A 26,296-nucleotide genomic window follows, 5' to 3' on the forward strand; every position below is an offset into this window, starting at 1 on the left:
CACGGCCGAATGGGTGAACGCCCGGGTTCGGAACCGGAACTTTTACCGGCTGACGGTGCGCGGCCGGGACAAGGCGCTGACGATGGCCCTGTGGCACGCGGTGGCCCACAATTTCGGGAGAATCATGACCTATCGCTCCGCCTTTTCAGGGGAGGGTGCGCGCCCGACGACGTAAAACAAGTTGAAATCGGGCGGCGAGGGCTTCCGGAGTCACCGGAAGCCCGGTCGGGCGTTCGCGAGAACGCCGGCAAGACCCGCTCGGGAAGATGCTTTGGCCACGAAGCAAACCGGTGCGACGATTTTTTCACAGGCTCGGAGCGTGCGGAGTACCTTGGCTGCTGACCGCTTATTGTTCCCGCTTGCTTTTGCTCTTCAATCTCACATCACTTCCGCAATCGGCTCTCCAGCGTGGCCGAAGAACACGGGGCGGTTGCTGGGCATGTAGATCGGCTTGGTGCGGTCGATGCCGAGTTTTTCGTAGATCGTGGAGGCGTAGTCTTCCGGCGTGTGGGGTTGATCGACCACGTAGCCCCCTTCCTTGTCCGTCTTGCCGACCACCTGGCCCCCCTTGGTTCCGGCCCCGGCGAAGACGGTGGTGTAGCCGTGGGTCCAGTGGTCGCGGCCCTTGGCGGCGTTGATCTTCGGCGTGCGGCCAAATTCGGAGACGAAGCAGACCAGCGTTTCCTCCAGCAAGCCGCGTTGGTGCAGGTCGGCGATCAGGGCGGCGAAGGCTTGGTCCGTGGAACCCATCATCACCCAGTGGGCGATGCCGTAACGCCCGGCCCCGGCTCCGGTGGCGCCGGGGAGTTCACAGGTCTGTTTCGCGTAAATGTGGTCGTGGTGGTCCCAGTTCAAATTGCCGGCGCCGTTCGGGGTGTCCTTCCCCTTGGGCCAGCGGCAATCGACGGTGACAAACTTCACCCCGGCCTCGATCAGCTTGCGGCCGACCAGATAACACGCCCCGCGATGGCCGGCGCCGTAGGCATCCCGGATAGCTTGCGGTTCTTGCCGCAGGTCGAAGGCTTTCGACACTTGCGGGCTGGTCAACATGTTCACGGCCTGGTCGTAAAAACCCGGCAATCCTTGGGCGTCCGACGAGGCGCTGGTCTTGGCCGTTTGCTGGTCGAGCAGGTTCCGCAAATCGTGGCGGTTGCCGAGACGATCCCCGATGTTTTCCGACCGGGGGAGCAGGGCGTCGATCTTCCATTTCGGATCCGAAACGTCGTATCCACCGGTCTTGAAGACCTTGCGACCGGCGGGAAGGAATCCGTGCCGGGTCTCGGCCGCCTGTTCATGATTCCCCGGCACCATGATGTATGGGGGCAGGAACTTGCAGCTCGAACCCTGCACATGGGCGACGATGGAGCCGATGTCCGGCATGTCGAATGGGTTAGCGGCCGGGTGCGATCCGGAGAGGGAGTATTGCGTCCCGTTCGGGTGGGCGTCGGCCCCGCCGCGCGTGTGGCACATTGACCGCACGATGGCGAGTTTATCCGCTACTTTGGCCGTCTTTGCCAATAATTCGGTGAAGCGAATCCCCGGCACGTTCGTGTCAATCGGCTTATAAGGGCTTCGATGGTCGGAAGGCGCCTCCGGCTTGGGGTCCCACGTGTCCATGTGGGACAGGCCCCCTTGCTCGTAAATCACCAACACCCGCTTGGCTTTGCCTGTGGAACCGGTGGCCGCGAAGGAAGAGGAAACCCCGGCGAGCGTCGAGAGGCCAAAGAACGCGGAACCCAAGAATGCCCGGCGATTGAGATGGAACGGGAGCGGATCAACCATGACGGCGTTCCAGCTTTCGGAATGTTAAGGATGGCCAACGGTGAATCATGGCCGGCGGGTGTCTTGCTTATGACGATAGTTTGGCGGAAAGGTTCCGCCAAGGGAAGCAAGGAGGCAAAACTTTCGCCATCTGATTTCGTCTCAAAACGCCCGCGAGCGTTCGTCGGCTGGCGCCATCAGGTGAACGTCCGATTAATGCTTCTCCGTGGCCCAAATGCCCCGGATTACTCCAAAATCATCAGGCGAAGTGTCGATTTACCGGGGGTTTTGAAAAATACTGTTCAGTTGGCCCACTGGTTTTGACCAGCCGGGTGGGTGTCCAACTGTCCAAAAATGGTCGCCGGAAGGCTGTTTTTCACCTTTTCCGGTCACTTTTTGGACGCATTTTGACCGGTTTAAAAATCCGGAAGACGAAAGGGGTGTAACGTCATTGCTCGTGGGGAAGAGGCCAAAACTTGCGATGTTCGGTCTGCCAAAACCGCCGATCCGCTTGAGCCGAAGAACGGGCGGACCCGATCAATCACCGGTCAGCCAACGGCAGGCGAGGAAGGGAATGCCGATCATGATGCCCCACAAAGCCGACCAATACACGCCCATCCAAACAGCTTCCATCATGACGCCAGCCAGATAACCCGGCCAGCGTTCGCGCCATCTCGGAGCAACCAGACGCCAGACCCGGTCGCTGCCGAGTTCCTGCCCCACCATGACGACGTAAAACGGGGCGCCAACTCCCCAGACGAGGCACTCCCAGCCAATCTGTCGCAGCAGACGTCCGAGAGACCGCATCCGATCTTCCTCTGCTTGTCGGACCCCTTGCAATATTTTGCTGCCGCGAGAAACGAACATGGCGGCCCCGGTCAGACGCGATGTCGGGTTTGGTGGCGCTGTCCCGCTTAACTTCCAAAGCTTGATTCTGAGTCGTAAATGATCGGCTTTCCCTTGATGGCGATTGGTGTGTCTTTGTCGTTGCATTCGGTCGGAATGCGGCCGAGCAAGAAGAGCTCAAGAGAATTTGAAAACTCTCTATCAATGCGAACGATATCTATTTGGCCATATCGGAACCATTCCTGCCAGCATCCATCCCATTTATCCCACGCGAACCGTGTTCCTGGGTCGCCAGAAACCGTATGGCCGTAGTCGCTAATTCGGTCGGCAAACGCGTAATCAGCCTTCCCAATTCTGCGAATGACGCTGAATCGTTCTCCTGTTGATTCATTGTGAAAGTCATTCTCCGCGCAAAAATCAATGAAGAGGTAGACGCCGGTGGCCTTTTTCCAGCCGGATTTGCGATTGAAAGCCCGCGACTCCGATGCAGTCCATGTCCGATGCCAAACAGTTTCGGTTGTTAATGGCAGCGTTGTTGGGAAGGAGACTCGAAACTCGGCCAAAACCCGTTGAACATGGTCTGTCCGTGTCATGATAAATCCTCCGTTTCGCAAATCTGCCGAACGTATGGCATATGGAACAATTTCTGTCTGATTCCATTGGCAAGCGATCATTGATCCATGCCAGCCGCGCAGGCTGTCTGGCCCGCTTCCGGCTGTCAAAACGATTCCCGGCGGATTCGCGTTCGCATGGATGAGGTCCGCCATCCGTCGCAACCCCGGATTTGCCGGATGATGCCCGCGAGGCGGTACAATTGATCCAACATCGAAGGAGATGAATCGTGCGTGTTTTCCCGCTCATCCTTATCGTGTTGGCCGGCTGTCAGGCCAAGCCGACGGAGAATCCGGCTGTTCCCTCGCCCGAGACCGCCCCGGCGCCGACGGTCCCCGCCCGTCTGGCGTTTGACGAGACGAAGGGACATCTGGACCGGCCTTCCGGGGTTGGCTTTGTCTATCCCCGAGGGTGGGACAATCTCGGGGTGACCGATCAAAGTGGGGTCGTTTCTCTGTCGATGCGACGGCGCGAGCCGCCGGTTGAAGTATCCATCCAGTGGTCGAAACTGGAAGAGAATTTGGACGACAAATCGGTTGGCGACGGGGAATTCAACAGCCTGCAATCGCTGTATGGAGACAAGGCCGGCAAGCCCGAGCCATGCAAAAGCGGCGATCAATCCGGCTTTCGGCTGTCGTTCGCGGGAGGCCCGCGCGGGGCGACCGGCGTGGAGTTGAAAGGGCTGGTTTACGTCTTCGCCGTTCGCCACGAACAGCAATGGTGGAAGGTCCGATTGCGGGCGACATCACGCGATGACAGTTTGACGCGGGCGGCCGAGGGATTGCTGAAGAATTTCCGCTGGTGATTGGCCAAACCGGTCTCAACTCGCCGTCGGAACCAACCCGGCTTTGCGTTGGCCGCTGCGGCACACATCCATCACCCGGCCGCGTTCGTCGAGGGCCATGTGGAAGCGTTCTTCTCCCTGAATCCGGTGCAGCGAGAGGTGATACTCGCCGCTGGTTTTGGCCATCACGCTCAACTTCTCGGGTTTCTGCGGCGCCCGCACCTGGCCCCATGATCCGTCGCCCAAATAAAGCACGCCGTTGTTGTTCCCCATGCCGTCCAGCAGCGGCTTGGTTCGCTTGAAGGTGTGGTCGTGGTGTTCGAGAACGACCGGGACGCGATGCCGCTCGAACAGTGGCACCCAATGCTCGCGGTTGCCGACTCCGGTGCCCCCTTTTCCTTCGGGACTCCGGAACGAGGGATAAGCGGGAACGTGGTTCACCGCGAAGACGTTCGGGTGATCGGCCCGGTCGCGGAGGATTCGTTCCAGCCAGGCCGTTTGTTCCCCCTCAATGGGGGTGGTGTGGCCGGTGTCCAACAGCACCAAACTGAGGTAATCGCCGAAATCGAGGGTGGCGAAACCGCGTTCGGGAAACAGTCCGTCAAAGAGGGAGTAAAAGAATTTGGCCTTGGAGCGGGGCTGGCCGTATCCTCCGTCCACTTCGTGGTTGCCCAGACAGGCGATCATGGGGATGAGTCGGCCGTCCTTGCCGACCATGTGCTGGCTGTAGTTGCGCAGGAAAGCCAGATGAGTATCGGCCGAAGTGCCGTTTTCGTAGGCGAGGTCGCCGCCGATGACCGCGAACATCGGGTCTTGGCGGGCGGCTTGAATGTTGTTGGCAATCGTGTGCGGGTTGGCCCCGCAATCGCCGCCGGAGATGAAGCTGATCGTGTCGTTGGCCCGCAACGGCATGGTGCGGAAACGGTAAATCTTCTTACCCTGTCGACCGACGGTGAAGCAATATTCGGTGTCCGGGGTGAGGCCGGTCAGTTCCGCCCGGAAGACTTGGTGGTTCGCCTTCGGGTATGGTTTGCCTCGCGTCGGTTGCGGCTGGCGAAAGGTGAACAACGGATCGATGTTGGCAGGCCAGTAATAAACTGTGGTGTCCGCCGGTTGGCTGAGGTTGCCGACCCACTGGATGGTCATCGTGGTGGTCGGATCGCTTTGCCAAGTGAGGAAAAGCGTCGAAAGAGAGGCCGAATCAACGGGGGCGGGCGAGATGGCGTTGGCCGGCGATTCCGGACCGACAAATTGTCCGGAGGCAACCCCGGCGAGGGAGGCTCCGATGAACCCCCGGCGCGAAAGGTGAAACATATGGCTCTGATCCAGTCTTTTGAGACCGAGTATTGGCGGGTGGGATGGCAGGATGTCGGCAGGTACAAATTATTGTCGGGCGGTTTGACTGCGAATCAAATAAAATTTTAATAAAACTGCGAAAGGTCAGAGTTTATGCGTGTTGAATGAACCTGTTGCGGTTGGTTTTCCACCTTGACAAGCCAAAACGGCATGAACCGGCGGCGACGATGGCAGGTCGTCAGGGATGGCGATTCCTCAACCTGTCAAACCCCATCAGTTGAAGAAATGGCCCGCCTTAATTCCACGTTCACCAATTTCAAGAAAGAAAAAATCAAGTTGATCGGAGCGGCTTGGCCGCGCACAAATCGTGCCAATTTAAGACGACTTTCAAAGATTTTCGCATGTGAATGTTGTCGGGTGATTGACGGCGCAATACTGTAGTTCTTTCCCGAATAGAACGTCACGAGGCGACGAGCCCGCAGGCAGGGACGTCGAGAGTCAGGCATGCAAAGCGAACGTATCCGCATCCGGATGGAAGGTTATGACCACGAGAGCCTGGACCGCACGGCCCTGGAAATCGTGGACACCGCCAAGCGAACCGGCGCCGAAGTCCACGGGCCGATTCCGCTTCCGACGCGGATCGAACGATACACCGTTCTGCGCAGCCCGCACATCGACCGGAAGTCCCGCGAGCAATTCGAGATCCGTACCCACAAACGGCTCATCGACATTCTCCAGCCGACCGTGAAGACGATCGAAGCCCTCAACAAAGGCCTCAGTCTTCCGCCGGGCGTGGACATCAAAATCAAGGTGATGGCCCCGGGTGCTTGAACAGCCGGACCGGGCGCAATAATAAAAGTTTCTTCCACGGAATCTCACAGGGGCTGGGGCGTCTCCCGACACTGGCGGACGCGTCGGCCCTTCTTGATGGTTAAGGATCGCAAGCGATGGTTTCCGAACATCCCAAATCCCCGCGTACTGAAACCGTCACCGGTTCGTTCGTCGTGCCCGTGTTCAACCGACAGGGCGTGGAAGTTGGCTCGGTCACGGTGAACGCCGAGGATCTCGGCGGCAAGATCAGCCCGGTTCTTCTTCACGAAGCCGTCCTGATGTATGAAGCCAACCAACGGGCGGGCACCCACCACACGCTTCGCCGGGGCGAAGTGGCCGGCAGCACGAAGAAGCTGTTCCGCCAAAAGGGAACCGGCAACGCCCGGGCCGGCACCAAGCGGACCAACAAGCGGCGCGGTGGTGGTACCGCCAAAGGCCCGAAGCCGCGTGATTACTCCTACGCCCTGCCGAAGCAGGCCCTGCGGGCGGCCACCAAGATGGCCATCCTCGCCAAGATCCGCGACAAGCAAGCCGTGATCGTGGACGATTTCGGTCTCGCCGCCGTGAAGACCAAGGAAATGGCCGGCATCCTCGCCGCCCTGAAACTTCGCGGAGTCGAAAAAGTTTCGACGAAGCCGGTGCCCGAAGGGCAGACCGCCCCGAAGCCGAAGAAAATTAATCTCACCTGCCTCATCGGCACGGACAAGATTGACAGCGTGGTCTACAAGTCGGCCCGCAACATGCCGGGCGTGACCGTGATGCCCGCCAGCGACCTGAACGCCTACGAAGTGCTGCGGCCCAAGCGGCTCGTGCTGACCAAGGCGGCCCTTGAACAATTGACCAAGGCAAAGAGCTAACTTCCGAACACCGCCGCGGGTCCGCATCGTGGGACTCGCTGGTTTTTTTGTGGGTAGAGTGTCATGCAATCACGACCGCGTCCCGTCAAATACCGCCGCAAGAACAAGCTGCGGTTTATCGACACCCCCGGTGAACCGGGATTTGTCCTGCGTCCGCACCAAGTGGTGCTGCGGCCGCTGGTGACGGAAAAGGGTACGCACCAAAGCAACCGGTACAACGCCTACGCGTTCCAGGTTCATGCGGATGCCACCAAGCCGATGATCAAGGCGGCCATCCAAGAGATGTTCAGCGTCCGCGTTGAACACGTGACCACCCAGATCCGGCACGGCAAGACCCGCCGCTTCCGCTTCAAGATGGGTCGCACGCCGGACTGGAAAAAGGCCATCGTGACGTTGAACGAGAACGACAAGATCGACTTCTTCTAACGGACGGCCCCGGATTGGCGCGGATCTGACCAGCACACCGTTTTTCGGATGAGATTGAAATGGGAATTCGTAAATACAAGCCGACATCGGCGGGCCGTCGAAGCGGTTCGGTGAGTGACTTCGCCGAATGCACGACGCCGCGAGTGAACAAGCCGGAAAAGTCCCTGCTTGTTCGCCGCAAGAAAAAAGGCGGCCGCAACAACCAAGGGATCGTCACTGTTCGATTCCGGGGTGGCGGACACAAGCAGATGCTCCGCCTGGTTGACTTCAAGCGGAACAAGAAGGACGGCGTCCTGGCCAACGTGCTCAGCATTGAGTACGATCCGAGCCGTTCGGCACGTGTCGCCTTGATCGAGTATGCCGACAAGGAAAAGGCATACATCCTGGCCCCCGAGGGTCTTCAGGCTGGCGATGTCGTGGCTTCCGGTCCGGATGCCGAACCGCGGGTGGGCAACTGCCTTCCGCTCGGTCGGATTCCGCTGGGCTTGTTCATTCACAACATCGAATTGCAACCGGGTCGCGGCGGCCAGATCTGCCGCAGCGCCGGGTGTAGCGCGACGCTCACCAACCGCGAAGGCGATTGGGTGCAGATCACGCTGCCGAGCGGTGAAATCCGCCGGGTGCCGGTTTCGTGCCGGGCCAGCATTGGCTCGATCTCGAATCCGGACCACATGAACATCTCGATAGGCAAGGCCGGTCGGAAACGCTGGATGGGTCGCAAGCCCCACCAACGGGGAACGTCGCAGAACCCGGTCGATCACCCGATGGGTGGTGGCGAAGGCCGGTCGAAGGGCGGACGCCATCCCTGTTCGCCGAGCGGCGTGCCCGCCAAGGGGGGCAAGACCCGCCAGAAGCGGAAGCCGTCCAGCAGCGCGATCATGCGGCGCCGGAAGCCCGGCAAGCATCAGAACACGGCCTGAGTCTGGTCGACCGCGATGCGGTTGGCGCGACGCCGAGACGAACCGGGGCCTCAAGGCTCGACGCTTTGATGCCCTCTGTTCGTCTCGTTTTGTCTTGAATCATGAAATGTGGGTTTCGCGCTCTAGCCGCGCGATTATGCAAAATATAAGAAGTTCGTTCTGCGAAATTGCGGAACCTTAGCGGATACAGCCGACATGAGTCGTTCGTCGAAAAAAGGTCCCTATGTGGACGCGAAGGTTCAGAAGAAGGTCGAGAAGACCCTCTCCACAGCCAGCCGCGAACCGATCAAGACTTGGGCTCGTGATTGCACGATCACCCCGGAATTCGTCGGCCTGACCTTCTTGGTGCACAACGGCAAGGCACACATCAAGGTCTACGTGACAGAAGACATGGTGGGCCACAAGCTCGGTGAATTCTCCCCCACCCGGACCTTTCGGGGCCACGGCGGCGGGAAGAAACCGGCTCCGGCGGCGGGCGGCAAGTAAGCAGTTTGGTTCCGGCTTTTCGGCGGTGAATCATTGGTCAACAGGCAGGCGAAACGGTCATGGCATCAACGGAATACAAGGCGACTCATCGATACGGCGACATGTCGGCCCGCAAGGTCCGGCCGTTTGCCGCCCTGATTCGCGGCAAGAGCGCTGACGAAGCCCTTGAGTTGCTGAAGTTTGTTCCCAACCGCGGGGCGCGGCTGGTCGAGCAAGTCCTCAAGAGCGCCATCGGCAATGCCGGTGACCGGGGCGAACGCGAACCCGAAGAACTGCTGGTCTCCGAGTCCCGCGTGGACGACGGCCCAATGTTCAAGCGGATCATGCCGCGAGCTCGCGGAACGGCCTACTCGATTCTTCGCCGCCTGTGCCATGTGCACGTGTCGCTGAAGTCAGCCGAGGAAGAATTGACGTTCACGCCGAACACGACGCTGGTCCAGCCGACCACGCCGACGGCTCCGGCCCCCGTGGCCGCCCAGTAACTTCGAAACAATTGACGGTATTGCCTGGAGAGTGGCACGATGGGCCAGAAAATTCGACCGACGGGCTTTCGCACCGGCATTATGATCGGCTGGCAGAGCAGTTGGTACGCCAACAAGAACGACTTCTCCGAACTGTTGGTGGAAGATTTTAACATCCGCAAGTTCGTGTTGAAGCTGTTGAAGAAGAAGCGTCCCCAGATCGCCAAGATCCAGATCGAGCGGACCCGTGAAAAGGTGATCGTCACCATTCACTCCGCGAAGATCGGTGTGATCATCGGCAAAAAGGGCGCGGACATCGACAAGCTGACGCAATTGCTTCAGAACCTCACCCGCCGGGTGATCGAAGTCAAGACGATCGAAGTGGGTCGGCCCGAAACGGACCCGCAGATTATCGCCAGCGAAATCGCGGAGCAACTGGAAAAGCGCTCCAGCTTCCGCCGGACGATGAAGCAGGCCACCGAAAAGGCGATGGGTGCCGGGGCCAAGGGGATCAAGCTGCAACTGTCCGGCCGGCTGGGCGGGGCGGAAATGGCCCGATGCGAAAAGTCGATGTCCGGAAGCGTGCCGCTTTCGACGTTGCGGGCCAAGGTGGACTACGGCTTTTTTGAAGCCACTACGCCGCAGGGCAACATCGGCATCAAGGTTTGGATCAACAACGGGGATTACCTGACGGAAGAGGCTCCCGACGCCAACCAAGGGGCTCCGGCCCGGCGTCGTCGGCGTGCCCCCCGGCGGGATGGTGATGGCCAGGGTGGTGGCGGCGGGCGTCCCAACTAAGACAGGCCGGAACAACAGAAGACAGACTGAGGAGACGGTCCCATGCCGCAAATGCCGAAAAGAGTGAAGTTCCGCAAGGTGCAACGCGGCCGCGTCCGCGGAGTTGCCTCTCGCGGGAACACGGTGGCCTTCGGTGAGTATGGCCTGCAGGTGCTCGAAGGGGGCTGGTTGTCGGCGGAGGCTCTCGAAGCCGGCCGCGTGACGGTCGCCCAGTTCATGCGTGGCGAAGGCCGGTTGTACATCCGGGTCTTCCCGCACAAGTCGATCACCTCCATCCCGGCCGAAACCCGGATGGGCAAGGGCAAGGGCGAACCGGAATACTGGGCCGCCGTCATCAAGCCCGGCATGATTTTGTTTGAAGTCGGCGGGTTGCCCGAGCAATCGGCCCGCGACTGTCTCGCCCGCGTGGCGTACAAGATGCCGTTTCGCTGCCGCTTCGTGAAGCGACAGGCGAGCTGACCGAGATCAGACAGATAACAGACGAGTAAGAACCGCATCGCGGGCGTTTCGCCCGCGGCGACGTTGAACGGGAACCGAACGATGGCCAAACAACCCAAAGCCGCCGATTACCGGAACATGAGCGAGGAGCAACTGGCTCTCACGCTCAAGGACATTGAACGTGATTTGTTCAAGCTCCGTTTCCAATCGGCCACGGATCGCCTGGAAACCCCGAGCGAAATGTTGAAGGCCCGGCGCTCCATCGCCCGGATCAAGACCGTCCAGCGTCAACGTGAACTGGCCAACGAGAAGCTTGCAGAGAAGAAGGCGTAAGACATGGCTGACGCGACTCCGAACACTCCGGCCAAGGAAGCCAACACCCCCCGTCAGCGGACGCTTACCGGTGTGGTGACCCGTGACTCGAACGCCAAGACCCGGCGCGTCGATGTCCAGCGGCTGGTCAAGCACCCCCGCTACGGCAAGTACCTCCGCGAACGGACGATTTGTTACGTCCACGACGAAGCCAATGTCTCCGGCATGGGTGACATTGTTGAAATCGTCGAATCCCGCCCGCTGTCGAAGACCAAGCGCTGGACGCTGAAGTCGGTGGTTCGGAAGGCTCCCGCCAAGGTCGCCGTTGCCGAAGTCCCCAAGGTCTAAAGAGTGTCGGATCGGACCTCGAAGACACAAGTAGAAGAAGGCACGGTGACTCATGATTCAGATGTATACCTATGTGGACGTGGCCGACAACACCGGCGCCAAAGAGTGCATGTGCATCAAGGTGCTGGGCGGCTCGCGGCGTCGCACGGCCGGAATTGGCGACGTGATCGTGGCCTCCGTCAAGAAGGCCCTTCCCGGTGGCGATGTCAAGCCGGGTGAAGTGGTCAAGGGCGTGGTCGTCCGCACGACGAAGGCCCTCCGTCGCGACGATGGCACCTATGTGAAGTTCGATCACAACGCGATCGTGCTGATCGACAACGAAATGAACCCGCGCGGCACCCGTATTTTCGGCGCCGTCGCCCGCGAACTCCGCGAAAAGTTCAGTAAGATTCTCAGTCTCGCCGCCGAAGTGGTCTGACTGTTGTGTTTTTGTCATGTTCGGACAGGCTTTAACGACTCTGAATCTCCGGTCGGTCATCGGAGATTCCCCAAGGGGTCAGGGATCAGGACCAGATGGCACGCTTGGCGGAACGCTACACCAAGGAAATCGTCCCAGCATTGGGCACGAAATTCAGCCGGAAGAACGTCCACAGTCTTCCGAAGATCACGAAGATTGTCCTCAACATGGGCGTCGGCAAGGCCCTCCAGGACAAGAACCGGATGACACAGGCGGCCGAGCAGCTCACGAGCATCGCCGGCCAGAAGTGTCAGATCACCAAGTCCCGCATGGCCGTCTCCGGTTTCCGTCTCCGTGAAAACTCGGAAATCGGCTGCCGGGTCACCCTCCGCGGCAAGCGGATGTATGAATTCCTTGACCGTCTCATCAATGTGGCCCTGCCCCGGATTCGTGACTTTCGCGGCATCAACCCGAAGTCCTTCGACGGCAACGGCAACTATTCGATGGGCGTCTCCGAACAATTGATCTTCCCCGAAATCGACCCGGACAAGGTCAACTTCACCCAGGGGATGGACATCACGATCGTGACGACCACCCGCAACGACGAAGAAGCCCGCGAACTGCTGAAGCTGTTCGGAATGCCTTTCCGCGAAGCCTGAGCAAACCGTCCCGAGTCGTAACCGCCGAGAACACTGACTGACGAGAAGAACAAGCGATGTCGACGAACGCCAAGGAAGCCCGGTTCAAACGGGAACTGAAAAGCATCGACCTCCACAAGGCGGAGATCCGCAAGCCGGAAGGCCAGCGGGACCCCAAGAAGATGCTCACGCCCCGCGAGCAGATTCACATCAAGATGCGCTGCAAGATTTGCGGTCGCGGCCGGGCCGTGTATCGCAAGTTCGGCATCTGCCGGATTTGTTTCCGTGACTTGGCGTCGAGCGGGTTGATCCCCGGCGTCCGCAAAGCCAGCTGGTAAGCCGTTGTGATGCCCCGGCGGTCTTCTTGAGAAGCCGCCAAAACGAACCACGAAGCATTCACCCGATTTGAAGCGTTGAACCTGCCATGATGACCGACCCTGTCGCCGACATGCTGACCCGCATCCGCAACGCGAATTCCATCGAGCGCGGGGCGGCCGACATGAAGGCGACCAACCTGAAGGCGAACATCGCCCGCGTGTTGAAGGAAGAGGGCTTCATCGCCGACTTCCAGATCGGCAAGCTCGATCACGGTAACTTCACCGAGGGGGCCACGACCGGCGAACCCGGCGCGGTGTTGCGTGTGTTCTTGAAGTACGGTCCGGAAGGCGAGAAGGTCATCCGGCACATCAGCCGGTCGAGCCGTCCCGGCCGCCGTTACTACCAAGGCGCCAAGGAACTCAAGAAGATTCTCGACGGCTTGGGGATCGCGATTCTCAGCACCTCCAAGGGGGTGATGAGCAATCGTCAGGCCAAGCAGGTCGGCGTCGGCGGCGAAGTGTTGTGCCTCGTGTGGTGAGCGGTGATCGCGGTTTTTCGCAAATGGAACGCTGAGCCTCTCCGGAGGAGTTGGAAATATGTCTCGTATCGGCAAACAATCGATCCCCGTTCCCGGTGATGTCAAAATCAACATCGCCGGCTCCAAGATCGTCGTCGAAGGCAAGAAGGACAAGCTGGAATTGTCTTTCAACCCGACCATGATCGTGAAGCACGACGCGGCCGCCAAGGCGATCACCGTCGCCCGGCCCAACGATGAACGCACGAGTCGCGCCCTGCACGGCCTGACCCGCACGCTCATCAACAACATGGTGGTCGGCGTGACGACCGGCTTCACCAAGAAGCTGAAGATTGAAGGCCTCGGTTATCAGGCCCGGATGGACAAGAAGTCCGTCGTCCTGTCGGTCGGCTTTGCCAACCAGATCACCCACACGCCGCCCGAAGGGGTGACGGTCGAGGTGCTCGACAAAGAAGGCACGCAGATCCAGGTGAAGGGGGCCGACAAGCAAAAGGTCGGTCAGTTCGCCGCCGAGATCCGGGCCTCCCGCAAGCCGGAACCCTACAAGGGGAAGGGTATTCGTTACGAAAACGAAGTCATCCGTCGCAAGGAAGGCAAGTCCTTCGCCAGTGGTGGTTGATCCTTTTCCTCATGAAATACACGGGCGGGCGAACCGCCCCACGGAACTGATTCAATGGACGCACAGAAACTCAAACATCGTCGTCAGGTTCGACGTTCCAGCCGGGTCCGGGCCAAGATCACCGGCACCGCCGAACGTCCCCGCCTGACCGTCTTCCGGTCCTCCAAGCACATTTATGTGCAGTTGATCGACGACATGAAGGGCGTGACGCTCGCCGCCGCCGACACGAAGGCCAAGGACTTCAAGACCGGGCACAAGTCCGGCTCGAACATTCAGGCCGCCACCGACCTTGGCAAGATCCTCGCGGAGACGGCCAAGTCGAAGGGCATCACAAAAGTGGCGTTCGACCGGGGCCACTTCAAGTATCACGGACGGTTGAAGGCCCTCGCCGACGCGGCCCGGGCGAACGGGTTGGAATTCTAATTCTCCACATACACGCACGCTTCCGCGATTAGGGCGAAGACTCATGGCAAAAGATCGAGACGGCGGGTCGCAGTCGAATTACAAGGACTTCGTGGTGAAGATCCGCCGAAGCGCGTGCGTGGTCAAGGGTGGCCGCCGCTTCAGCTTCAACGCCTTGGTCGTCGTCGGCGACGAAAAGGGACGTGTTTCCTACGGTTACGGCAAGGCCAATGAAGTGCCGCCGGCCGTGGAAAAGGCCCTGAAAGACGCCGAAGCCAACGTCAAGCGCAGCAAGCGAGTGGCGATGCGCGGCGAAACGATCCCCCACCGGGTGGTCGGCCGATACGGCGCCAGCAAGGTCATCCTTGTCCCGGCCGGTCCGGGCACGGGGGTGAAGGCCGGCCCCGGCGTTCGCGAAGTGTTGCAGGCTTGCGGTATCCGCAACATCCTGACCAAGACGCACGGCAGCACGAATCCGATTAACCTCGTCAAGGCCGCCCTCGACGGACTGGCCCAATTGCGCACGCGGGAAGATGTTGCCGCGCTGCGGGGAGTCAAGCTCTAATGGATCTCACGACAGTTCACGAAGGCGCCCAGAAACGCAAGCTCAAGCGTCGCGTCGGCCGCGGTGTCGGCTCCGGACAAGGCAAGACGGCCGGTCGCGGTCACAAGGGCCAGTACTCCAGTGCTGGCGCCCGGTTGCCGGGGATCACGTTCATCGGCGGTCAGACGCCGTTGTTCCGTCGCATCCCGAAGCGTGGTTTCACAAACGGCCAGTTCCTGACGAAGTTCAACGTCGTCAACATTGGCGACATCGACGCCCTCTTCAATGAAGGCGAAGTGGTGGACGCCGACAGCCTTCGCAAAAAAGGTCTGGCGAAAAAGTCCCTCGCTGGTGTCCGTATTCTCGGTCAGGGCGAAGTGACCAAGAAACTGGTCATCTCCGCCAACTTCTTCTCGGCCTCGGCCAAGCAGAAGATCGAGGAAAAGGGGGGCACGATCACCCTGATCGCCCCGCCGAAGAAGCCGGTCAAAAACAAGATGAAGCCGCGCCCGGCCAAGGTCAAATGACCGGTCGAAGGATTCAGGCCGCAAATGACCAATATCCGATGCTCGGTGCAACCGTCATCCGGTATTGGTCATTTGCCGTTTCATGAGACGGATTGGAAAGGGAAATCCCGATGCGGAAGCTCGTCACGATCTTCATGATTCCGGAACTCCGGAAGAAGATTTACATCACGCTGCTGTTCCTGATCGTTTACCGCATCGGGTATTGCATCCCCCTGCCTGTCATCGACCAGAACAAACTGGCCGAGAAGATGGCCGCCGAGTCGGCCGGCTCCTTCGGCCAGGTGCTCGGCCTCGTGTCGACGTTCTCCGGCGGGAACCTCACGAACGCCTGCATCTTCGCCCTCGGCATCATGCCGTACATCTCGGCCTCCATCATCCTGCAACTGCTTTCGGCCTCCGGGCTGTCGCCATATCTGGAGAAGCTCCGCAAGGAGCCCAACGGCCAGAAAAAGATTAACGAATACACACGCTATCTCACGATTCCGATCACTGTCATCCAAGCCACGTTCTGGATTCGGGGGCTGATCTCCGTTGGCGGCAAGGATCTGATGGCGCCGGGGTACAACATCGATTTCAATTATTACTGGTTTGGTTTTTCGTCCGTGCTCACCGTCACGACCGGAACGCTCTTCCTGATGTGGCTTGGCGAGCAGATCGACGAGTACGGCATCGGCAACGGCATCTCCCTCATCATCATGGCCGGGATCGTCGGCCGGATTCCGGACGCCACCCGCAGCTTGCTGTTCGACTCCGTGAACGGCGGGTTGAAGGACTCCCTGTTCACGCTCGGCTCCGGCACCGGGGATATCAGTTTTGAGAAGTTGATGATGCTTTTGGCCCTGTTCGTCGGCGTGGTGATGGCCGTCGTCGCCATCACCAAGGCTCAGCGTCGCATCCCGACCCAGTCGGCCAAGCACGTTCGCGGCCGCCGCGTCTACGGGGGCACCCGGCAGTTCCTTCCGTTGAAGGTGAATCAGGCCGGGGTGATGCCGGTGATCTTCGCCAGCAGTCTGCTGATTATCCCCAGCTTCCTCTTCATGACCATCGGCTCGACAACGGGCACCGCCTGGGCCGAGGAGCTTGGCTCCAACTTCCAGCGCTCCGGCGGATGGGTGTACAATGTCCTGTACATCGCCCTGATTTACTTCTTCTGCTACTTCTGGACGGCCATCACCTTCAACCCGAAGGACATGGCAAACAACCTCAAAGATTACGGCAGTTTCATCCCCGGCTACCGGCCCGGCAAAAGCACATCCGACTATCTGGAAAAGGTGCTGACCCGCATCACGTATGTCGGGGCGGCGTTCCTGGCGGTGATTGCGATCATCCCGACGCTGGTGCAATCCGAATTGGAAGTTGATCCCAAGATCGCCAGCTTCTTCGGGGGCACGGGCTTGCTGATCGTCGTCAGCGTTTGCCTCGACTTGGTCACCAAGATCAACAGCCATCTGGTGATGCGTGGTTACGCCAGCCTCACCGAAGATTGATTTAAACCGGTCGGTTCGGTCGGCAAAAGGCAGCCTACCCCGCTTGTCTTGTCCTCTTGAATGAGCACGGGGCAAGCGGGGTTTGATCCAAGCCAACAGCAATCTCATCCCGGTTTGTTTTCGTTCCCGTGCGTCAGGCGAGAAATGCGACTGGTTTTGGTCGGCCCTCCGGGAAGCGGCAAAGGCACCCAGGCCAAAATGCTGGTGCGGCGGTTCGGCCTTCGCCATATCGGGACCGGGGACATCCTCCGGGATGCCTTTCGCCGGGGGAATTCCACCGACAAGAGGCTGGAACCGGTGATTCGCGATGGCGTCATGGCCTCGGATGATCTGGTGAACGAACTGGTGGGCGAACTCTTCGCCAGCATCGACCGGCCCGATGCTTATGTTTTGGATGGCTACCCGCGAACGCTGGCCCAAGCCGTCTGGTTTGATCGCCGAATGTCCGAACTCGGCCGGGAACCACAGGCCGTCGTTCAGTTGTGCGTGGAAGACGAGGAAGTGGTGCGGCGGCTGTCCGGCCGTCATGTCTGTCCGGCGTGCGGCCATGTTTACCATGCCGACGATTGCCCTCCAAAGGTCACCGGTTTTTGCGATCATGACGGTGAAATGCTCATCCAGCGACCAGATGACCGCGAGGAAGTGATTCGTTCCCGCCTCCGGTTGTACCACACAAACACGGAAAGCCTCGTGGCTCGCTACCGGGCGAACGGCCTGTTGAAAGTAATTCCCTCGGTCGGCGAGATTGAGGGAATTCATGCCATGATCGTGACCCACCTGACGGGACGGAGTTGACACCGTGCTGCGGCGAGAAATCCAGAAACCGCCGGAATTGAAAACCCTCCGCGACATGCTTCTGATGCGCGAGGCCGGCAAGGTCGTGGCCAAAGCCCTGCGGCTTTGCCGCGAGATGGCGAAGCCCGGCGTCAAAACCGCGGACATCAATCAGGCCGTTGAAAACCTGTATCTTGCTCACGGTGCCATCTCCCTCTTCAAGGGTTACGATCCCGGAGCCAACGGCACGCCGTTTCCGTCGGTCACTTGTATTTCCCTCAATGAACAAGTCGTTCACGGCATCCCCGGGAACCGCCTCCTGCGGGATGGCGATTTGCTGAAAGTCGACACCGCCTGCAAACTCAATGGCTGGTGCGCGGATGCCGCCGTCTCCATTCCCATTGGCACGGTCCGCCCGGAACGGTTGCGGCTGGTGCGGGTGGCAGAGAGCGTGTTGCAAACGGCCATCGAGGAGATCGGCCGCCGGCGTTGGTGGTCCGAGGTCGCCCAGAAGATGCAGCGGAAGGCCGTCGAGGCGGGCTTCAGCGTCGTCGAGCAATACGTCGGCCACGGCATCGGCCGGGAGATGCACGAAGCCCCGCAGGTTCCCAACTTTGTGAACAAGGAACTCCGCAAGAGCGGCGACTTCCGGCTCGAACCGGGCATCGTTTTGGCCGTCGAGCCGATGGTGAACATGGGGCAGTGCGAGGTGGAACTCCTCAACGACCAATGGACTGTCATCACCCGCGACGGGATGCCGAGCGTCCATGTGGAACACACGCTGGCCCTCACGCCGCAAGGCGTCGTCGTTCTGACGGCCGACGAAGGCGACCCGCGAGGCGAAATTCGCTGGCCGGAGACGGCTGGTGTTGTGAAGGGTTGACGGCGAGCGGCTGCGAAGAGAAGCAGGCAAACGGCCTCTTCGCCCAAATCTATTTCTAGCAACCAATAATCTTGGACATCTGCCTTGGCCCGCCCAAGGCAGAAACCTTCGCCTTCAACCAACTATCATTTGACACATTCCCCGATGATCGTTTTGAACACCTTCCGGGCGTGGTCGTAATCGGCCTCGGCCTGTTTCAGTTCATCTTTGTGATACGTTCCCTTTTTTGACTTCCAGCATTGTTCCACCCCCGCGAAACACCACTCCGCGCTGTGCTTGCTGGCCCGGACGGGCTTGTCGTCTACCACCACGAAAAACGGGTTGGTGTGGGCAGACGGCGTCACGCGCAGAGCCACCCAACTGCTTTCGGAGATGTTCGCCTTGAAGGTCAGGTCGTGGACTTTGCCGTCCGTGGGCAGGGCCTGTTTGGAGAGTGGCCGGCCGTTGACCACCAGTTCCACATCCGCGGTTTTGGCGAGTGGTTTCCAAGAGGCGGCCTTCACCGTGAAGGTGATTTCGCCCGGCTTTTCGAGCTTCACTTCGCTCCCTTTGGTCCCGACTTCCAGTTTGATTTCATTGGACGTTGCCGTGAAGTCCATCAAGTGAGTCGTGCCGTCGCTGATGTAGCTTCGGCCGTCGGCGATTGATTGCACCCAGCGGTCGAAGTCCAGTTTGCCGTCCACCTTTGCGTACACACGGCCCAAACCGACCCGCTCGCCGGTGATACACGGAAAATCCGTCTCGCCGCTGGCCCGCGTGCGGAAGCCGCAATTCAGGACGTGATACCACATGTTCCACTCGGCCGTGCGGTCCGTGTCCATCGTGCTGATGAAGTCAATCGCGGGCACGAGTGTGCCGTCCGCGTTGGGAACATTGTGTGTAACGTCCACGATGAACTCGTTCGCTCCGATGCCGTCGTAGGCCGGAATGTTGAAGTTCGGCAGCTTGCCCTCTCCGTCCTTGGCTCCCTCAATGCGGCCGACGAACCGGGTGAGGCCGTTGGCCGAATGGGCCGGCCCGGTGACGGCGCCCTGTTTTTTGGCCCAGCGCAGCGTGTTCATCCCCAGCGTTGGCCAGTGAGTTTTGGAAGTGCCGCCCGGAAAAATCTGTTCCTTGAGCCGCAGCAGGTCCAGGTGGCCGGAGGCGTGCGAGCCGAAGCCGCTCACCTCCACGTCGTAGCGGAGAAGATAGGGGTATTTGGAAACGTCATCCGGTTTGCCGGTGAAGAATCGCTTTTGATAATCGAAGCACGGCCCCCATGTGAGGCAGCAACCCACCTTCAAATCTTCGCCCAGCACATGCCGCATCATGTCGGCGGGTTCAACCCCCTCGGTCGGGTTGTCGTAGTGCAGGCAACCGGCTGCGTGGATGTGATGATCCCCGCTGAACCAGTTCGTCTTTGAGGGGTCGATCCATCGGTTTACCGTATACCGGAAGGTTCCCGGCTTGTCCCCCACGACGAGTTCCTTTGTCTCGGGAACAGACTCCGGCCCGCGTGAGCAAATCACCGTGTATTTCCCGGCGGGCAGGCGAACCGTCTCCCCGGTGGAGCGGTAAATCTGTTGCTGGAAGAAGAAGTCCGGGGCCAGCCGTTTTGCTTGGGCGGGATAAACCCGACCCGCAATATCGCGGATCAAGAAAGCGGCCATCGTCGGCGTGCCGTCGAACTCGCTCACCTGAAACGTGACCGGGATGGATTGTTTGGCGTCGAAAGTGAATTTCGCCGACGCGGTGGCGGTTTTCGGGTCTGGCTTGGAGTTTTTCGGCACGATGGCCTTTTCCACGCGGAAGGAAATCTCGGCGGTCTTCTCGCCCGCATCCCGGCTGTAAATCTGCAAGATGGTGTATTCCAGCCCCAGTCCGCTCAGGTTTGGCAACAGCGGTTGCCCTCCATACGGCAGCAAGATGAGCGAGCGGTTGGCCACCTCGTCCTTCGGCCCGCCGGGCACCGGCCGGGCGGCGGGGCTGTCCGGCTTGAAGGCGAGCATCGAACCCGATTTGTTCACCACCTTCACCAACGAGATTCGCCAGCCCTGTTCGAGCAATTCCTGTTTGCCGGCGGCGGCCGTCACTTTTTCAACGCCTTTGTCGCCGATTTCGACGGCCGCGAGACATTGAGGGTCGAGTAATTTCTGGATGGTCGCCGGCAAGGCCGGATCGGTTGCCTGCAACCCGGCAATCGCCTTTCGAGTGGCTTCCGGCAATGGCTGGCCAAGCGTGGCGAGTGCCTGATCGAGGCGTATCGCCTGGGCCAGCAATGGCTGTGCCTCCACGTTATTGACGGTCGGCCAGGCGGGTTCTTCCGCGAACATCGTCGCGGTCGTGAACAACACGGCCCAGAGGGAGAGAGATCGAATCATCGCCGTTTCCTTCGCGTTCGTGATTGTTTCGCGGGGGGCGTCGGGTATGCTGGGACGGGCCGCCCCGGAGAATCCGAATGAACTTCCAAACATCGGCCGTGCTGTTGACGGCCTTCGCTTTTGCCGCCATCTCGCGGGCCGATGACCAACCGCCGAATCGGCTCGCCGAGCATGTCATCCAAGCGGAAGCCGCCCTCGCGGCCCTCGGCCAGCCGCTGTCCAAAGAATCTTCCAAGGCATTGCGGTCGGGTGATACCGAGGCGATCCACGACGCCCTCGGCGACCTGACCCTCTTTGTGGTGAGCATCAACCCGGAAGGCCGGGTGAAACTCGCCCGAGGTCCGGCCGTGGCGACGTTCGTTCGCGGGGAGGCCCGGCACATGCTGGTGAAGGTTGTCAACCAGAGCGGCGCCCAACAACGCCTGACCGTTCGCGGCGCCTACGCCGGTTCCCCGGAAAACCCCTTCACGCTTGCCTTTGCCTCGCACGGGAAGATCACGCCTGACCTGACCGGCCAGCCCGTCGAATACCGTATCATGGCGATCACCGCCTCGGCAACCGGAAAGCACGAACTATCCGTGACCATCGAGGCGGGGCAGGGAACCCAGGAATTGGGCTTTCGAGGTGAAAGCCCGGTGTTGTTCACCGTGCGGGAACGGATGAAATAGCGGGCCGTCTGTTGCGTGTGATTTGATGATGTTTGGCGGAGGCGACAACATGAACTTGAGACACAATCTCCCATTTGCGATCACAGCCGATGCGTTGGCCGGAATCCGAAGTGACTTAGCGGAGGGTGTGCGGCGACCCGCCAATAAACATTTGCTTCCCGGATTGGCGGTGCATCACGAGCACATGGGTGTTGATCGCGATGGATCACTGGTTGACATTCCGCCGATTGTATCGTTGATCGTGATTTTTTATGGCAGGCATGTGCCGGAGGAGGGTGAATATGCCGACTTCCTTCTGGATGGGATTCGATTGATTATTTACCGGCATGCCCTCGAAACATCGCTTGTTGGTTCTGAGGTTGTCTTGGAGCCATGCTCGCAAGAGTTCCCTCAGCCAGTCGAGCAAAAATCTCATCGGTATCGAATCATCCAGGCTGAACACCATCCCTGACAGGGGAAATCACCCCTTCGGCATCAGTCCTTTGGCGGGAATGAAACGCAGGCGGTTGAGGGTTTCCGGCATTTTGCCGCCGGAGTTTTTCAGGTTGCGGTCGAGGGCTTCGTTCACGGCTTTTCGCCAGGCCGGGCCGGAGGTGTTTCGCACGAAAAAGGCTTCCAATTGCCCGCGATTGATGTTTGGTTTCAGCTTCGGGTCCGGCTTCTCGAACTTGAGGACCGGGGGATATTCCCGCACCAGTTTCAGAAACTCTTCGTTGGAGGCGTCCGGCTGATCCTGCCATGCCAGCACGATCGCCTTGCCGGCGATGCTCATGATGTGGAACTGATCCTTGTACCGGGCCGGTTCGCGGACGCCGATCTCGAAGGCTCCGTGCTTGCGGAGGGCGTCCGGCTCGAAGAGTTTCGTCGCCTCGTCGTATCGGTGTTCCCGGAGGAAGATCATCGCCATTTCAATCAGGGCATCGGTGGCGACTTCTACTTTCACCGTGCGGTCGTTGATGAGCTTGCGAAGCTCCCGTTCCCGCAGCAAGACCGGCGGCGGGTCAGTGTCCGCGAGAGCGGCCGTCGGATCAACCTTGGGGGCGGCCGGGGATTTGGCCCAATGGACCGTCGCCCCGAGGCCCACCGAAGCCACGGCCAACCCGGCCAGCGCCAGCCAGCGGCCCCATCGCGGGGGGGCGGGGATCGCCTGCGTGATCATTGTCGGGCCGTACACCGTCGGTTGCGACGAGACCGGGCCGTTCGCCGTCGTCGACGCGAGCAGTCCGGGGATGATGCCACTGCCCAGCAGATTCAGACTTTGGCCGCCTTGAAACTTCGCCAGATCGGACAATACTTCGCGGGCCGACTGATGCCGGTCTTCGGGGCGTTTCGCCATCATCTTGTGGACGAGGCCGACCAGATCGGCCGGAAGATCGGGCCGCAACGCGGATAGGGGCCGGGGGTCGTTTTGGACGTGCTGCAAGGCCACGTCGAAGGCCGTCGCCCCCTTGAACGGCGGCTCCCCGGTGAGCATGTGATAGCAGCTTACGCCGAAAGAATAAATGTCCGACCGGGGATCGACCGCTTGGCCGCGCACCTGTTCCGGAGACATATATAACGGCGTTCCCATCGTGACGCCGGAAGCGGTCAGGTTCACCGCCGCATCGCCGGCGAAGCAGCGAGACAGGCCGAAGTCCGTGACCTTGATCTCCCCTTTTTTCGAGAGCAGGATGTTTTCCGGTTTGATGTCCCGGTGAACAAAGCCCAACTCTCCGGCCCGATCCAGTGCGGCCGCCACCTGCCGCATGATCTCCAGCGCCACCGGCAGTTCGGGGATGCCTTTTTTCTCGAAGAAGTCCCGCAGATTCCGGCCTTCAACGTATTCGAGAGCCATGTAGTGCAGGCCGTCTTTTTCGCCGATGGCATACACTTGCACGATGTTCGCATGGGTGATGCTGGCGATCGCCTCGGCCTCGGCCTGAAACCGCCGCAGGGCGGTGACGTTGGCCGCGAGTTCGGCCCGCAAAATCTTGATGGCCACCTGCCGCTTGAGGCTCTTCTGCCGGGCCAGATACACCGACCCCATGCCACCGACGCCGATTCGCCGGATCAGTTCAAAATCCCCGAGCGCGCGGCCGGAGACATCCTCCGGGATCAGATCCTCCCCGGCGGGTGTTCGAGGGTTCGGAAGCGTGGGGTCCGACTTCTCAGCCATATGATGCTCGGCGGTCTTGTCCTCAGACAGTATAAGGGAACGGGTTAACGGGTGATGAAGAGGATTGCCTCCAAACTCATTCCTTCCCCGCCTTCAAAAACCGCTCCAACTCATACCTCGCCAATCGTTGCGGCTGATGCCCCAGATACTCCGCGAGCAGGGGGCGCACATGATGTTCCCACACCATTCTCAGTTGCGGCGCGTCGAGGTCGGAGATCATGAAGTAGCTGTGGCCGACCTGTTGGCCGGGGCCGGCGTCTTCCCTCAATTGCCGGTTCAGGTTCTCGAACAGGTTGACCGTGGCGGTGGCGATCTTGGAATCGCGGGCCGGGTGGTCGGCCAGCCAGTGTTCCAGAATCTCCCGGCTGGGGGGCATTTCCACGAAGCTGAACCGGCGGCGGAGCGCCTGATCGACGGCCACCACGGAGCGGTCGGCGAGGTTCATGGTGCCGATCAGATACAGATTCGGCGGCAACCGGAACGGCCGGCGCGAGTACGGCAGGACGATTTCATGTTCCCGGTATTCGAGCAGATACAGCAGTTCGCCGAAGATGCGGGGCAGGTTCCCCCGGTTGATTTCGTCCACAAGCAGCACAAAGTTATCGCCCGGTTGGGCGGCGGCCAGGCGGGCGAACTGACACAACACCCCTTCCTCGACCGGATAAGTCACTTCGCTGCGGCCGTTCATTTCGACGGTCTTCGGTTTCAACCCCTCGACAAATTCCTCGTAGCTATACGCCGGATGAAACTGCACCAGACGAACGCGGGTCTCGTCGCCGTTGGTGAGCAAACGGGCCAGATGCCGGGCGATGTGGGTTTTCCCGGTGCCGGGCACGCCTTGCAAAATCAGTTGCCGCTTCATTCCCAAGAGGGAGGCGGCCGTTTCCAGCCATTGGGCGTCGAGAAACGTCTCTGTGAGGAAGTTCTTCGCCGAATACAGCGGCGTTGGCCGGGCGAGCCACTCTTGCGGGGAATCGTCCACGCCGCAGCGATAGGCGGGAAGCAGTTTGTGAAACGTCAGCATGATCTCGCCGACGAGATCATCCCCGCGAAGCAATTGGGAATCACGCGGGAAACGCCGCTCGGCCATCAGGTTCTTGCCGGTGGCCCAGCGCCGCAGATCGGCCGGGGTATCCATGCGGACGGGCTGGCCGGCATCATCGAGAAACGCGCACGATGAGAACGCATGGGCCGCATGCAGCCGGTGAAACAGCAATTCGGCATGCTGTTGGATGTTGGAACGGAACCGCTTGCCCGCATCCCGCGCGCGGCGGCCGAGTCTTAATCCGCAGGCGAGGCCGGTGGCATCCAGCCGGACGAACAGTTGAACATCATCGCGTTTGGTCTGCTGGCTGCGACGATAGAACGTGATCCACTGGGCCGTTTCGTAAGGCTGGCTCTGGCCGTGATCGTTTCGCGTGATGCTGGAGAGGGCTTTGCCTGTGCGGGCGTCCGTCTCCAAGTCCCAGCCATGCGGGATGTTCAACAGGGGAAGAACGTAGCGTTCCACAAGGCCGGAACAGAGTTCGACCAGCGGTTCCCGCACCGCGAAGTGATAGCGGTCCCGGTGATCGGCCATCCACTCGCGGCGGTTATTGTCCTTGAGTTCTTCCAGAAAGCGGAACGTGTCCGCGCAGAACCCGTTAAAATTCGGGCCGGGTCGGCGAACCGGGTCCGGCGGTTGGGCGGCCATGCGAAACAGGTCGGGCACTTCCAGCGGGTGCAACCGGAAGCGTCGGCGAAGTTCGTCGCACGCCTCCCGGTAAAGGCGGTAACCCTCGGCCGGGGGGCCAATCGGGTTATAGCCATCATCCAGCGTGGCGAGACCGTGCCGGGTCACGTCGTCCCACGGCGGGAATTCGTCCGCGTTTCGCAGATGCAGAATGGCCACCGGGAAGGACAAGCCGACGCCCAATAGTTGGCCGGAACCCCAGATGTCCGTCAGCAAGTCTTCCGGGAAATCGGTGTTCCACAGAGCGGTGGTCACGTCCATTAATGAATCGTCATGGATGGATGCGTTCGGCACATCGGCCATGTCCAGCGCCGCACGGACACCGGCCGCGTCGGTGGCGGCGATGGCCCGCGTCAGTTCGTCGCGGATGGTCGCCTCGGATTGGCGTTTAGCCTTCAGGCGTTCCCGCAGCGGATACTTGGTGCGGACGGAGCGGGCGAGGTCTTCCAATCCCTTGGTTGCCGACTTGGAGGCCGGTGTCAGTTCGCGGCCGTGCATCGTGGCGATGGCTTCCAGAAACGCATCCAACTGGAAGCCGGTGAGCGTCGGCTCGGCCGCCCGGAGTTCATCGGTCAACACCAAGAGGCGTGTGTATTGCTGGCCGGGGGTTTCGCGGGCAGATCGCTTGCCGAGCTTGAAGCGGTTCAACGCGGCAGCCGTCCGGGAAGTCCAACCGGGGAAGCGGGCCGGGGCGGTGGCCTGTAAGATCGCCGTCCAGAATTGCATTCCGAACCCGGCTTGAAAATACGGCCCCTTGGGAAGCACGCACCGGTCGAGTTTGGTTCCGACCGGGTCCGTGCCGCCGAGGAGATAGTTCAATCCGAATCGCAGAAAGCGCACGCGGCGGGCGACCGTTTCGCAGTGGAGCGGGGGATCGACGACACATTCGTAGAAGGGGAGAAATTGCCCGCGAAGGGTGGCTTCGTCGGCCTGGCCGAGCCATTCGGTGTTCAGCCAGTCACGGGCGGCGTTTTGGATCGCCAGTTGCCGGGGCGCGGGAATTCCCGGCGGTTCGCTCAGGAAGGTCCGCAACAGGGGAAGCACCGGCAACACCAGTTCCGTCATGGAAGCCGCCATCAAC

General features: G+C 60.4%; 31 protein-coding genes. 24 read left to right on the forward strand and 7 right to left on the reverse strand.

Annotated elements, in window-relative coordinates; translation table 11 throughout:
- Positions 1-378: 378 nt before the first annotated feature.
- The 3 genes from BGIM_RS0145880 to BGIM_RS0145890 all read right to left on the reverse strand — a co-directional run bounded on the left by BGIM_RS0145880 (position 379) and on the right by BGIM_RS0145890 (position 3,374).
- On the reverse strand, positions 379-1,782 hold the full coding sequence (locus BGIM_RS0145880) for a DUF1501 domain-containing protein (RefSeq protein WP_020476291.1): 1,404 nt from the start codon (positions 1,780-1,782) through the stop codon (positions 379-381).
- Positions 1,783-2,298: 516 nt separating this feature from the next.
- Complete coding sequence (locus BGIM_RS0145885) at positions 2,299-2,568, reverse strand: hypothetical protein (RefSeq protein WP_020476293.1); 270 nt, start codon at positions 2,566-2,568, stop codon at positions 2,299-2,301.
- Between the two features lie 107 nt (positions 2,569-2,675).
- Complete coding sequence (locus tag BGIM_RS0145890) at positions 2,676-3,374, reverse strand: hypothetical protein (protein WP_157369968.1); 699 nt, start codon at positions 3,372-3,374, stop codon at positions 2,676-2,678.
- 74 nt (positions 3,375-3,448) lie between these two features.
- Here BGIM_RS0145890 and BGIM_RS0145900 point away from each other — a divergent pair, with 74 nt between their 5' ends.
- Positions 3,449-4,024, forward strand: a complete 576-nt coding sequence (locus BGIM_RS0145900; protein WP_020476296.1) for a hypothetical protein — start codon at positions 3,449-3,451, stop codon at positions 4,022-4,024.
- Positions 4,025-4,039: 15 nt separating this feature from the next.
- Here BGIM_RS0145900 and BGIM_RS0145905 read toward each other — a convergent pair whose 3' ends face one another.
- Positions 4,040-5,317 (reverse strand): purple acid phosphatase family protein, encoded by a 1,278-nt coding sequence (locus tag BGIM_RS0145905; RefSeq protein ID WP_020476297.1) that lies wholly within the window; start codon positions 5,315-5,317, stop codon positions 4,040-4,042.
- Between the two features lie 486 nt (positions 5,318-5,803).
- Here BGIM_RS0145905 and rpsJ point away from each other — a divergent pair, with 486 nt between their 5' ends.
- The 21 genes from rpsJ to map all read left to right on the forward strand — a co-directional run bounded on the left by rpsJ (position 5,804) and on the right by map (position 18,300).
- A complete protein-coding gene (gene rpsJ, locus BGIM_RS0145915) occupies positions 5,804-6,130 on the forward strand; it encodes a 30S ribosomal protein S10 (RefSeq protein ID WP_020476299.1) in 327 nt (108 codons plus the stop codon).
- Between the two features lie 116 nt (positions 6,131-6,246).
- Positions 6,247-6,987 (forward strand): 50S ribosomal protein L4, encoded by a 741-nt coding sequence (rplD, locus tag BGIM_RS0145920; RefSeq protein WP_020476300.1) that lies wholly within the window; start codon positions 6,247-6,249, stop codon positions 6,985-6,987.
- Between the two features lie 63 nt (positions 6,988-7,050).
- Positions 7,051-7,413: a 50S ribosomal protein L23 gene (gene rplW, locus BGIM_RS0145925; protein WP_020476301.1), complete on the forward strand. Its 363-nt coding sequence runs from the start codon at positions 7,051-7,053 to the stop codon at positions 7,411-7,413.
- 59 nt (positions 7,414-7,472) lie between these two features.
- The gene (gene rplB, locus BGIM_RS0145930) at positions 7,473-8,333 is read left to right on the forward strand and encodes a 50S ribosomal protein L2 (RefSeq protein WP_020476302.1); all 861 of its coding nucleotides are present in this window, start codon (positions 7,473-7,475) and stop codon (positions 8,331-8,333) included.
- Positions 8,334-8,528: 195 nt separating this feature from the next.
- The gene (rpsS, locus tag BGIM_RS0145935; RefSeq protein WP_020476303.1) at positions 8,529-8,819 is read left to right on the forward strand and encodes a 30S ribosomal protein S19; all 291 of its coding nucleotides are present in this window, start codon (positions 8,529-8,531) and stop codon (positions 8,817-8,819) included.
- A gap of 59 nt (positions 8,820-8,878) precedes the next feature.
- Positions 8,879-9,301 carry a 50S ribosomal protein L22 gene (gene rplV, locus BGIM_RS56260; protein ID WP_020476304.1) on the forward strand — a complete coding sequence of 141 codons (423 nt, stop codon included), beginning with the start codon at positions 8,879-8,881 and terminating at the stop codon, positions 9,299-9,301.
- A gap of 39 nt (positions 9,302-9,340) precedes the next feature.
- Positions 9,341-10,078, forward strand: coding sequence for a 30S ribosomal protein S3 (gene rpsC / locus BGIM_RS0145945; protein WP_020476305.1), 738 nt, complete (start codon positions 9,341-9,343; stop codon positions 10,076-10,078).
- A gap of 42 nt (positions 10,079-10,120) precedes the next feature.
- A complete protein-coding gene (gene rplP, locus BGIM_RS0145950; protein ID WP_020476306.1) occupies positions 10,121-10,537 on the forward strand; it encodes a 50S ribosomal protein L16 in 417 nt (138 codons plus the stop codon).
- Between the two features lie 81 nt (positions 10,538-10,618).
- The gene (rpmC, locus tag BGIM_RS0145955; protein ID WP_020476307.1) at positions 10,619-10,849 is read left to right on the forward strand and encodes a 50S ribosomal protein L29; all 231 of its coding nucleotides are present in this window, start codon (positions 10,619-10,621) and stop codon (positions 10,847-10,849) included.
- Positions 10,850-10,852: 3 nt separating this feature from the next.
- Complete coding sequence (gene rpsQ / locus BGIM_RS0145960; RefSeq protein WP_020476308.1) at positions 10,853-11,176, forward strand: 30S ribosomal protein S17; 324 nt, start codon at positions 10,853-10,855, stop codon at positions 11,174-11,176.
- 52 nt (positions 11,177-11,228) lie between these two features.
- A complete protein-coding gene (gene rplN / locus BGIM_RS0145965) occupies positions 11,229-11,594 on the forward strand; it encodes a 50S ribosomal protein L14 (protein ID WP_020476309.1) in 366 nt (121 codons plus the stop codon).
- A gap of 95 nt (positions 11,595-11,689) precedes the next feature.
- Positions 11,690-12,232 (forward strand): 50S ribosomal protein L5, encoded by a 543-nt coding sequence (rplE, locus tag BGIM_RS0145970; RefSeq protein WP_020476310.1) that lies wholly within the window; start codon positions 11,690-11,692, stop codon positions 12,230-12,232.
- A gap of 161 nt (positions 12,233-12,393) precedes the next feature.
- A complete protein-coding gene (locus BGIM_RS67700) occupies positions 12,394-12,549 on the forward strand; it encodes a type Z 30S ribosomal protein S14 (RefSeq protein ID WP_072022335.1) in 156 nt (51 codons plus the stop codon).
- 86 nt (positions 12,550-12,635) lie between these two features.
- Positions 12,636-13,067 carry a 30S ribosomal protein S8 gene (gene rpsH / locus BGIM_RS0145980; protein ID WP_020476312.1) on the forward strand — a complete coding sequence of 144 codons (432 nt, stop codon included), beginning with the start codon at positions 12,636-12,638 and terminating at the stop codon, positions 13,065-13,067.
- 58 nt (positions 13,068-13,125) lie between these two features.
- Positions 13,126-13,683, forward strand: a complete 558-nt coding sequence (gene rplF / locus BGIM_RS0145985; protein WP_020476313.1) for a 50S ribosomal protein L6 — start codon at positions 13,126-13,128, stop codon at positions 13,681-13,683.
- A 54-nt stretch (positions 13,684-13,737) separates the two neighbouring features.
- On the forward strand, positions 13,738-14,106 hold the full coding sequence (rplR, locus tag BGIM_RS0145990) for a 50S ribosomal protein L18 (protein WP_020476314.1): 369 nt from the start codon (positions 13,738-13,740) through the stop codon (positions 14,104-14,106).
- 43 nt (positions 14,107-14,149) lie between these two features.
- A complete protein-coding gene (gene rpsE / locus BGIM_RS0145995; RefSeq protein WP_020476315.1) occupies positions 14,150-14,650 on the forward strand; it encodes a 30S ribosomal protein S5 in 501 nt (166 codons plus the stop codon).
- A complete protein-coding gene (rplO, locus tag BGIM_RS0146000) occupies positions 14,650-15,156 on the forward strand; it encodes a 50S ribosomal protein L15 (protein ID WP_020476316.1) in 507 nt (168 codons plus the stop codon). The genes rpsE and rplO overlap by 1 nt, the downstream gene beginning before the upstream one ends.
- A gap of 110 nt (positions 15,157-15,266) precedes the next feature.
- Positions 15,267-16,643 (forward strand): preprotein translocase subunit SecY, encoded by a 1,377-nt coding sequence (gene secY, locus BGIM_RS0146005; protein WP_020476317.1) that lies wholly within the window; start codon positions 15,267-15,269, stop codon positions 16,641-16,643.
- Between the two features lie 144 nt (positions 16,644-16,787).
- A complete protein-coding gene (locus tag BGIM_RS0146010) occupies positions 16,788-17,438 on the forward strand; it encodes an adenylate kinase family protein (RefSeq protein WP_020476318.1) in 651 nt (216 codons plus the stop codon).
- 4 nt (positions 17,439-17,442) lie between these two features.
- Positions 17,443-18,300: a type I methionyl aminopeptidase gene (map, locus tag BGIM_RS0146015; RefSeq protein WP_020476319.1), complete on the forward strand. Its 858-nt coding sequence runs from the start codon at positions 17,443-17,445 to the stop codon at positions 18,298-18,300.
- A gap of 125 nt (positions 18,301-18,425) precedes the next feature.
- On the opposite strand, the gene BGIM_RS56270 is transcribed toward map, so the two are convergent.
- Positions 18,426-20,660, reverse strand: a complete 2,235-nt coding sequence (locus BGIM_RS56270) for a CehA/McbA family metallohydrolase (RefSeq protein ID WP_020476320.1) — start codon at positions 20,658-20,660, stop codon at positions 18,426-18,428.
- A gap of 77 nt (positions 20,661-20,737) precedes the next feature.
- On the opposite strand from BGIM_RS56270, the gene BGIM_RS0146025 reads away from it, so the two are divergent.
- Together BGIM_RS0146025 and BGIM_RS0146030 are read left to right on the forward strand one after the other, a co-directional pair.
- Positions 20,738-21,328 (forward strand): hypothetical protein, encoded by a 591-nt coding sequence (locus BGIM_RS0146025; RefSeq protein ID WP_020476321.1) that lies wholly within the window; start codon positions 20,738-20,740, stop codon positions 21,326-21,328.
- Between the two features lie 49 nt (positions 21,329-21,377).
- The gene (locus BGIM_RS0146030; RefSeq protein WP_157369969.1) at positions 21,378-21,779 is read left to right on the forward strand and encodes a hypothetical protein; all 402 of its coding nucleotides are present in this window, start codon (positions 21,378-21,380) and stop codon (positions 21,777-21,779) included.
- A 9-nt stretch (positions 21,780-21,788) separates the two neighbouring features.
- On the opposite strand, the gene BGIM_RS59585 is transcribed toward BGIM_RS0146030, so the two are convergent.
- Entirely contained in the window at positions 21,789-23,483 is a 1,695-nt protein-coding gene (locus BGIM_RS59585) for a serine/threonine-protein kinase (RefSeq protein WP_052640283.1), read from the reverse strand.
- A 76-nt stretch (positions 23,484-23,559) separates the two neighbouring features.
- The gene (locus BGIM_RS59590) at positions 23,560-26,292 is read right to left on the reverse strand and encodes an McrB family protein (RefSeq protein ID WP_020476323.1); all 2,733 of its coding nucleotides are present in this window, start codon (positions 26,290-26,292) and stop codon (positions 23,560-23,562) included.
- Positions 26,293-26,296: the final 4 nt, after the last annotated feature.

It is taken from the genome of Zavarzinella formosa DSM 19928 (genome assembly GCF_000255705.1).
Lineage (GTDB): Bacteria > Planctomycetota > Planctomycetia > Gemmatales > Gemmataceae > Zavarzinella > Zavarzinella formosa.

What these genes read in the sequence shown, in the direction of transcription:
- BGIM_RS0145880 (WP_020476291.1), bottom strand. Translation starts at nt 1,782, where the DNA reads ATGGTTGATCCGCTCCCGTTCCATCTCAATCGCCGGGCATTCTTGGGT.
- BGIM_RS0145885 (WP_020476293.1), bottom strand. Translation starts at nt 2,568, where the DNA reads ATGCGGTCTCTCGGACGTCTGCTGCGACAGATTGGCTGGGAGTGCCTC.
- BGIM_RS0145890 (WP_157369968.1), bottom strand. Translation starts at nt 3,374, where the DNA reads ATGGCGGACCTCATCCATGCGAACGCGAATCCGCCGGGAATCGTTTTG.
- BGIM_RS0145905 (WP_020476297.1), bottom strand. Translation starts at nt 5,317, where the DNA reads ATGTTTCACCTTTCGCGCCGGGGGTTCATCGGAGCCTCCCTCGCCGGG.
- rpsJ (WP_020476299.1), top strand. Translation starts at nt 5,804, where the DNA reads ATGCAAAGCGAACGTATCCGCATCCGGATGGAAGGTTATGACCACGAG.
- rplD (WP_020476300.1), top strand. Translation starts at nt 6,247, where the DNA reads ATGGTTTCCGAACATCCCAAATCCCCGCGTACTGAAACCGTCACCGGT.
- rplW (WP_020476301.1), top strand. Translation starts at nt 7,051, where the DNA reads ATGCAATCACGACCGCGTCCCGTCAAATACCGCCGCAAGAACAAGCTG.
- rplB (WP_020476302.1), top strand. Translation starts at nt 7,473, where the DNA reads ATGGGAATTCGTAAATACAAGCCGACATCGGCGGGCCGTCGAAGCGGT.
- rpsS (WP_020476303.1), top strand. Translation starts at nt 8,529, where the DNA reads ATGAGTCGTTCGTCGAAAAAAGGTCCCTATGTGGACGCGAAGGTTCAG.
- rplV (WP_020476304.1), top strand. Translation starts at nt 8,879, where the DNA reads ATGGCATCAACGGAATACAAGGCGACTCATCGATACGGCGACATGTCG.
- rpsC (WP_020476305.1), top strand. Translation starts at nt 9,341, where the DNA reads ATGGGCCAGAAAATTCGACCGACGGGCTTTCGCACCGGCATTATGATC.
- rplP (WP_020476306.1), top strand. Translation starts at nt 10,121, where the DNA reads ATGCCGCAAATGCCGAAAAGAGTGAAGTTCCGCAAGGTGCAACGCGGC.
- rpmC (WP_020476307.1), top strand. Translation starts at nt 10,619, where the DNA reads ATGGCCAAACAACCCAAAGCCGCCGATTACCGGAACATGAGCGAGGAG.
- rpsQ (WP_020476308.1), top strand. Translation starts at nt 10,853, where the DNA reads ATGGCTGACGCGACTCCGAACACTCCGGCCAAGGAAGCCAACACCCCC.
- rplN (WP_020476309.1), top strand. Translation starts at nt 11,229, where the DNA reads ATGATTCAGATGTATACCTATGTGGACGTGGCCGACAACACCGGCGCC.
- rplE (WP_020476310.1), top strand. Translation starts at nt 11,690, where the DNA reads ATGGCACGCTTGGCGGAACGCTACACCAAGGAAATCGTCCCAGCATTG.
- BGIM_RS67700 (WP_072022335.1), top strand. Translation starts at nt 12,394, where the DNA reads ATGCTCACGCCCCGCGAGCAGATTCACATCAAGATGCGCTGCAAGATT.
- rpsH (WP_020476312.1), top strand. Translation starts at nt 12,636, where the DNA reads ATGATGACCGACCCTGTCGCCGACATGCTGACCCGCATCCGCAACGCG.
- rplF (WP_020476313.1), top strand. Translation starts at nt 13,126, where the DNA reads ATGTCTCGTATCGGCAAACAATCGATCCCCGTTCCCGGTGATGTCAAA.
- rplR (WP_020476314.1), top strand. Translation starts at nt 13,738, where the DNA reads ATGGACGCACAGAAACTCAAACATCGTCGTCAGGTTCGACGTTCCAGC.
- rpsE (WP_020476315.1), top strand. Translation starts at nt 14,150, where the DNA reads ATGGCAAAAGATCGAGACGGCGGGTCGCAGTCGAATTACAAGGACTTC.
- rplO (WP_020476316.1), top strand. Translation starts at nt 14,650, where the DNA reads ATGGATCTCACGACAGTTCACGAAGGCGCCCAGAAACGCAAGCTCAAG.
- secY (WP_020476317.1), top strand. Translation starts at nt 15,267, where the DNA reads ATGCGGAAGCTCGTCACGATCTTCATGATTCCGGAACTCCGGAAGAAG.
- BGIM_RS0146010 (WP_020476318.1), top strand. Translation starts at nt 16,788, where the DNA reads ATGCGACTGGTTTTGGTCGGCCCTCCGGGAAGCGGCAAAGGCACCCAG.
- BGIM_RS56270 (WP_020476320.1), bottom strand. Translation starts at nt 20,660, where the DNA reads ATGATTCGATCTCTCTCCCTCTGGGCCGTGTTGTTCACGACCGCGACG.
- BGIM_RS0146025 (WP_020476321.1), top strand. Translation starts at nt 20,738, where the DNA reads ATGAACTTCCAAACATCGGCCGTGCTGTTGACGGCCTTCGCTTTTGCC.
- BGIM_RS0146030 (WP_157369969.1), top strand. Translation starts at nt 21,378, where the DNA reads ATGAACTTGAGACACAATCTCCCATTTGCGATCACAGCCGATGCGTTG.
- BGIM_RS59585 (WP_052640283.1), bottom strand. Translation starts at nt 23,483, where the DNA reads ATGGCTGAGAAGTCGGACCCCACGCTTCCGAACCCTCGAACACCCGCC.
- BGIM_RS59590 (WP_020476323.1), bottom strand. Translation starts at nt 26,292, where the DNA reads ATGGCGGCTTCCATGACGGAACTGGTGTTGCCGGTGCTTCCCCTGTTG.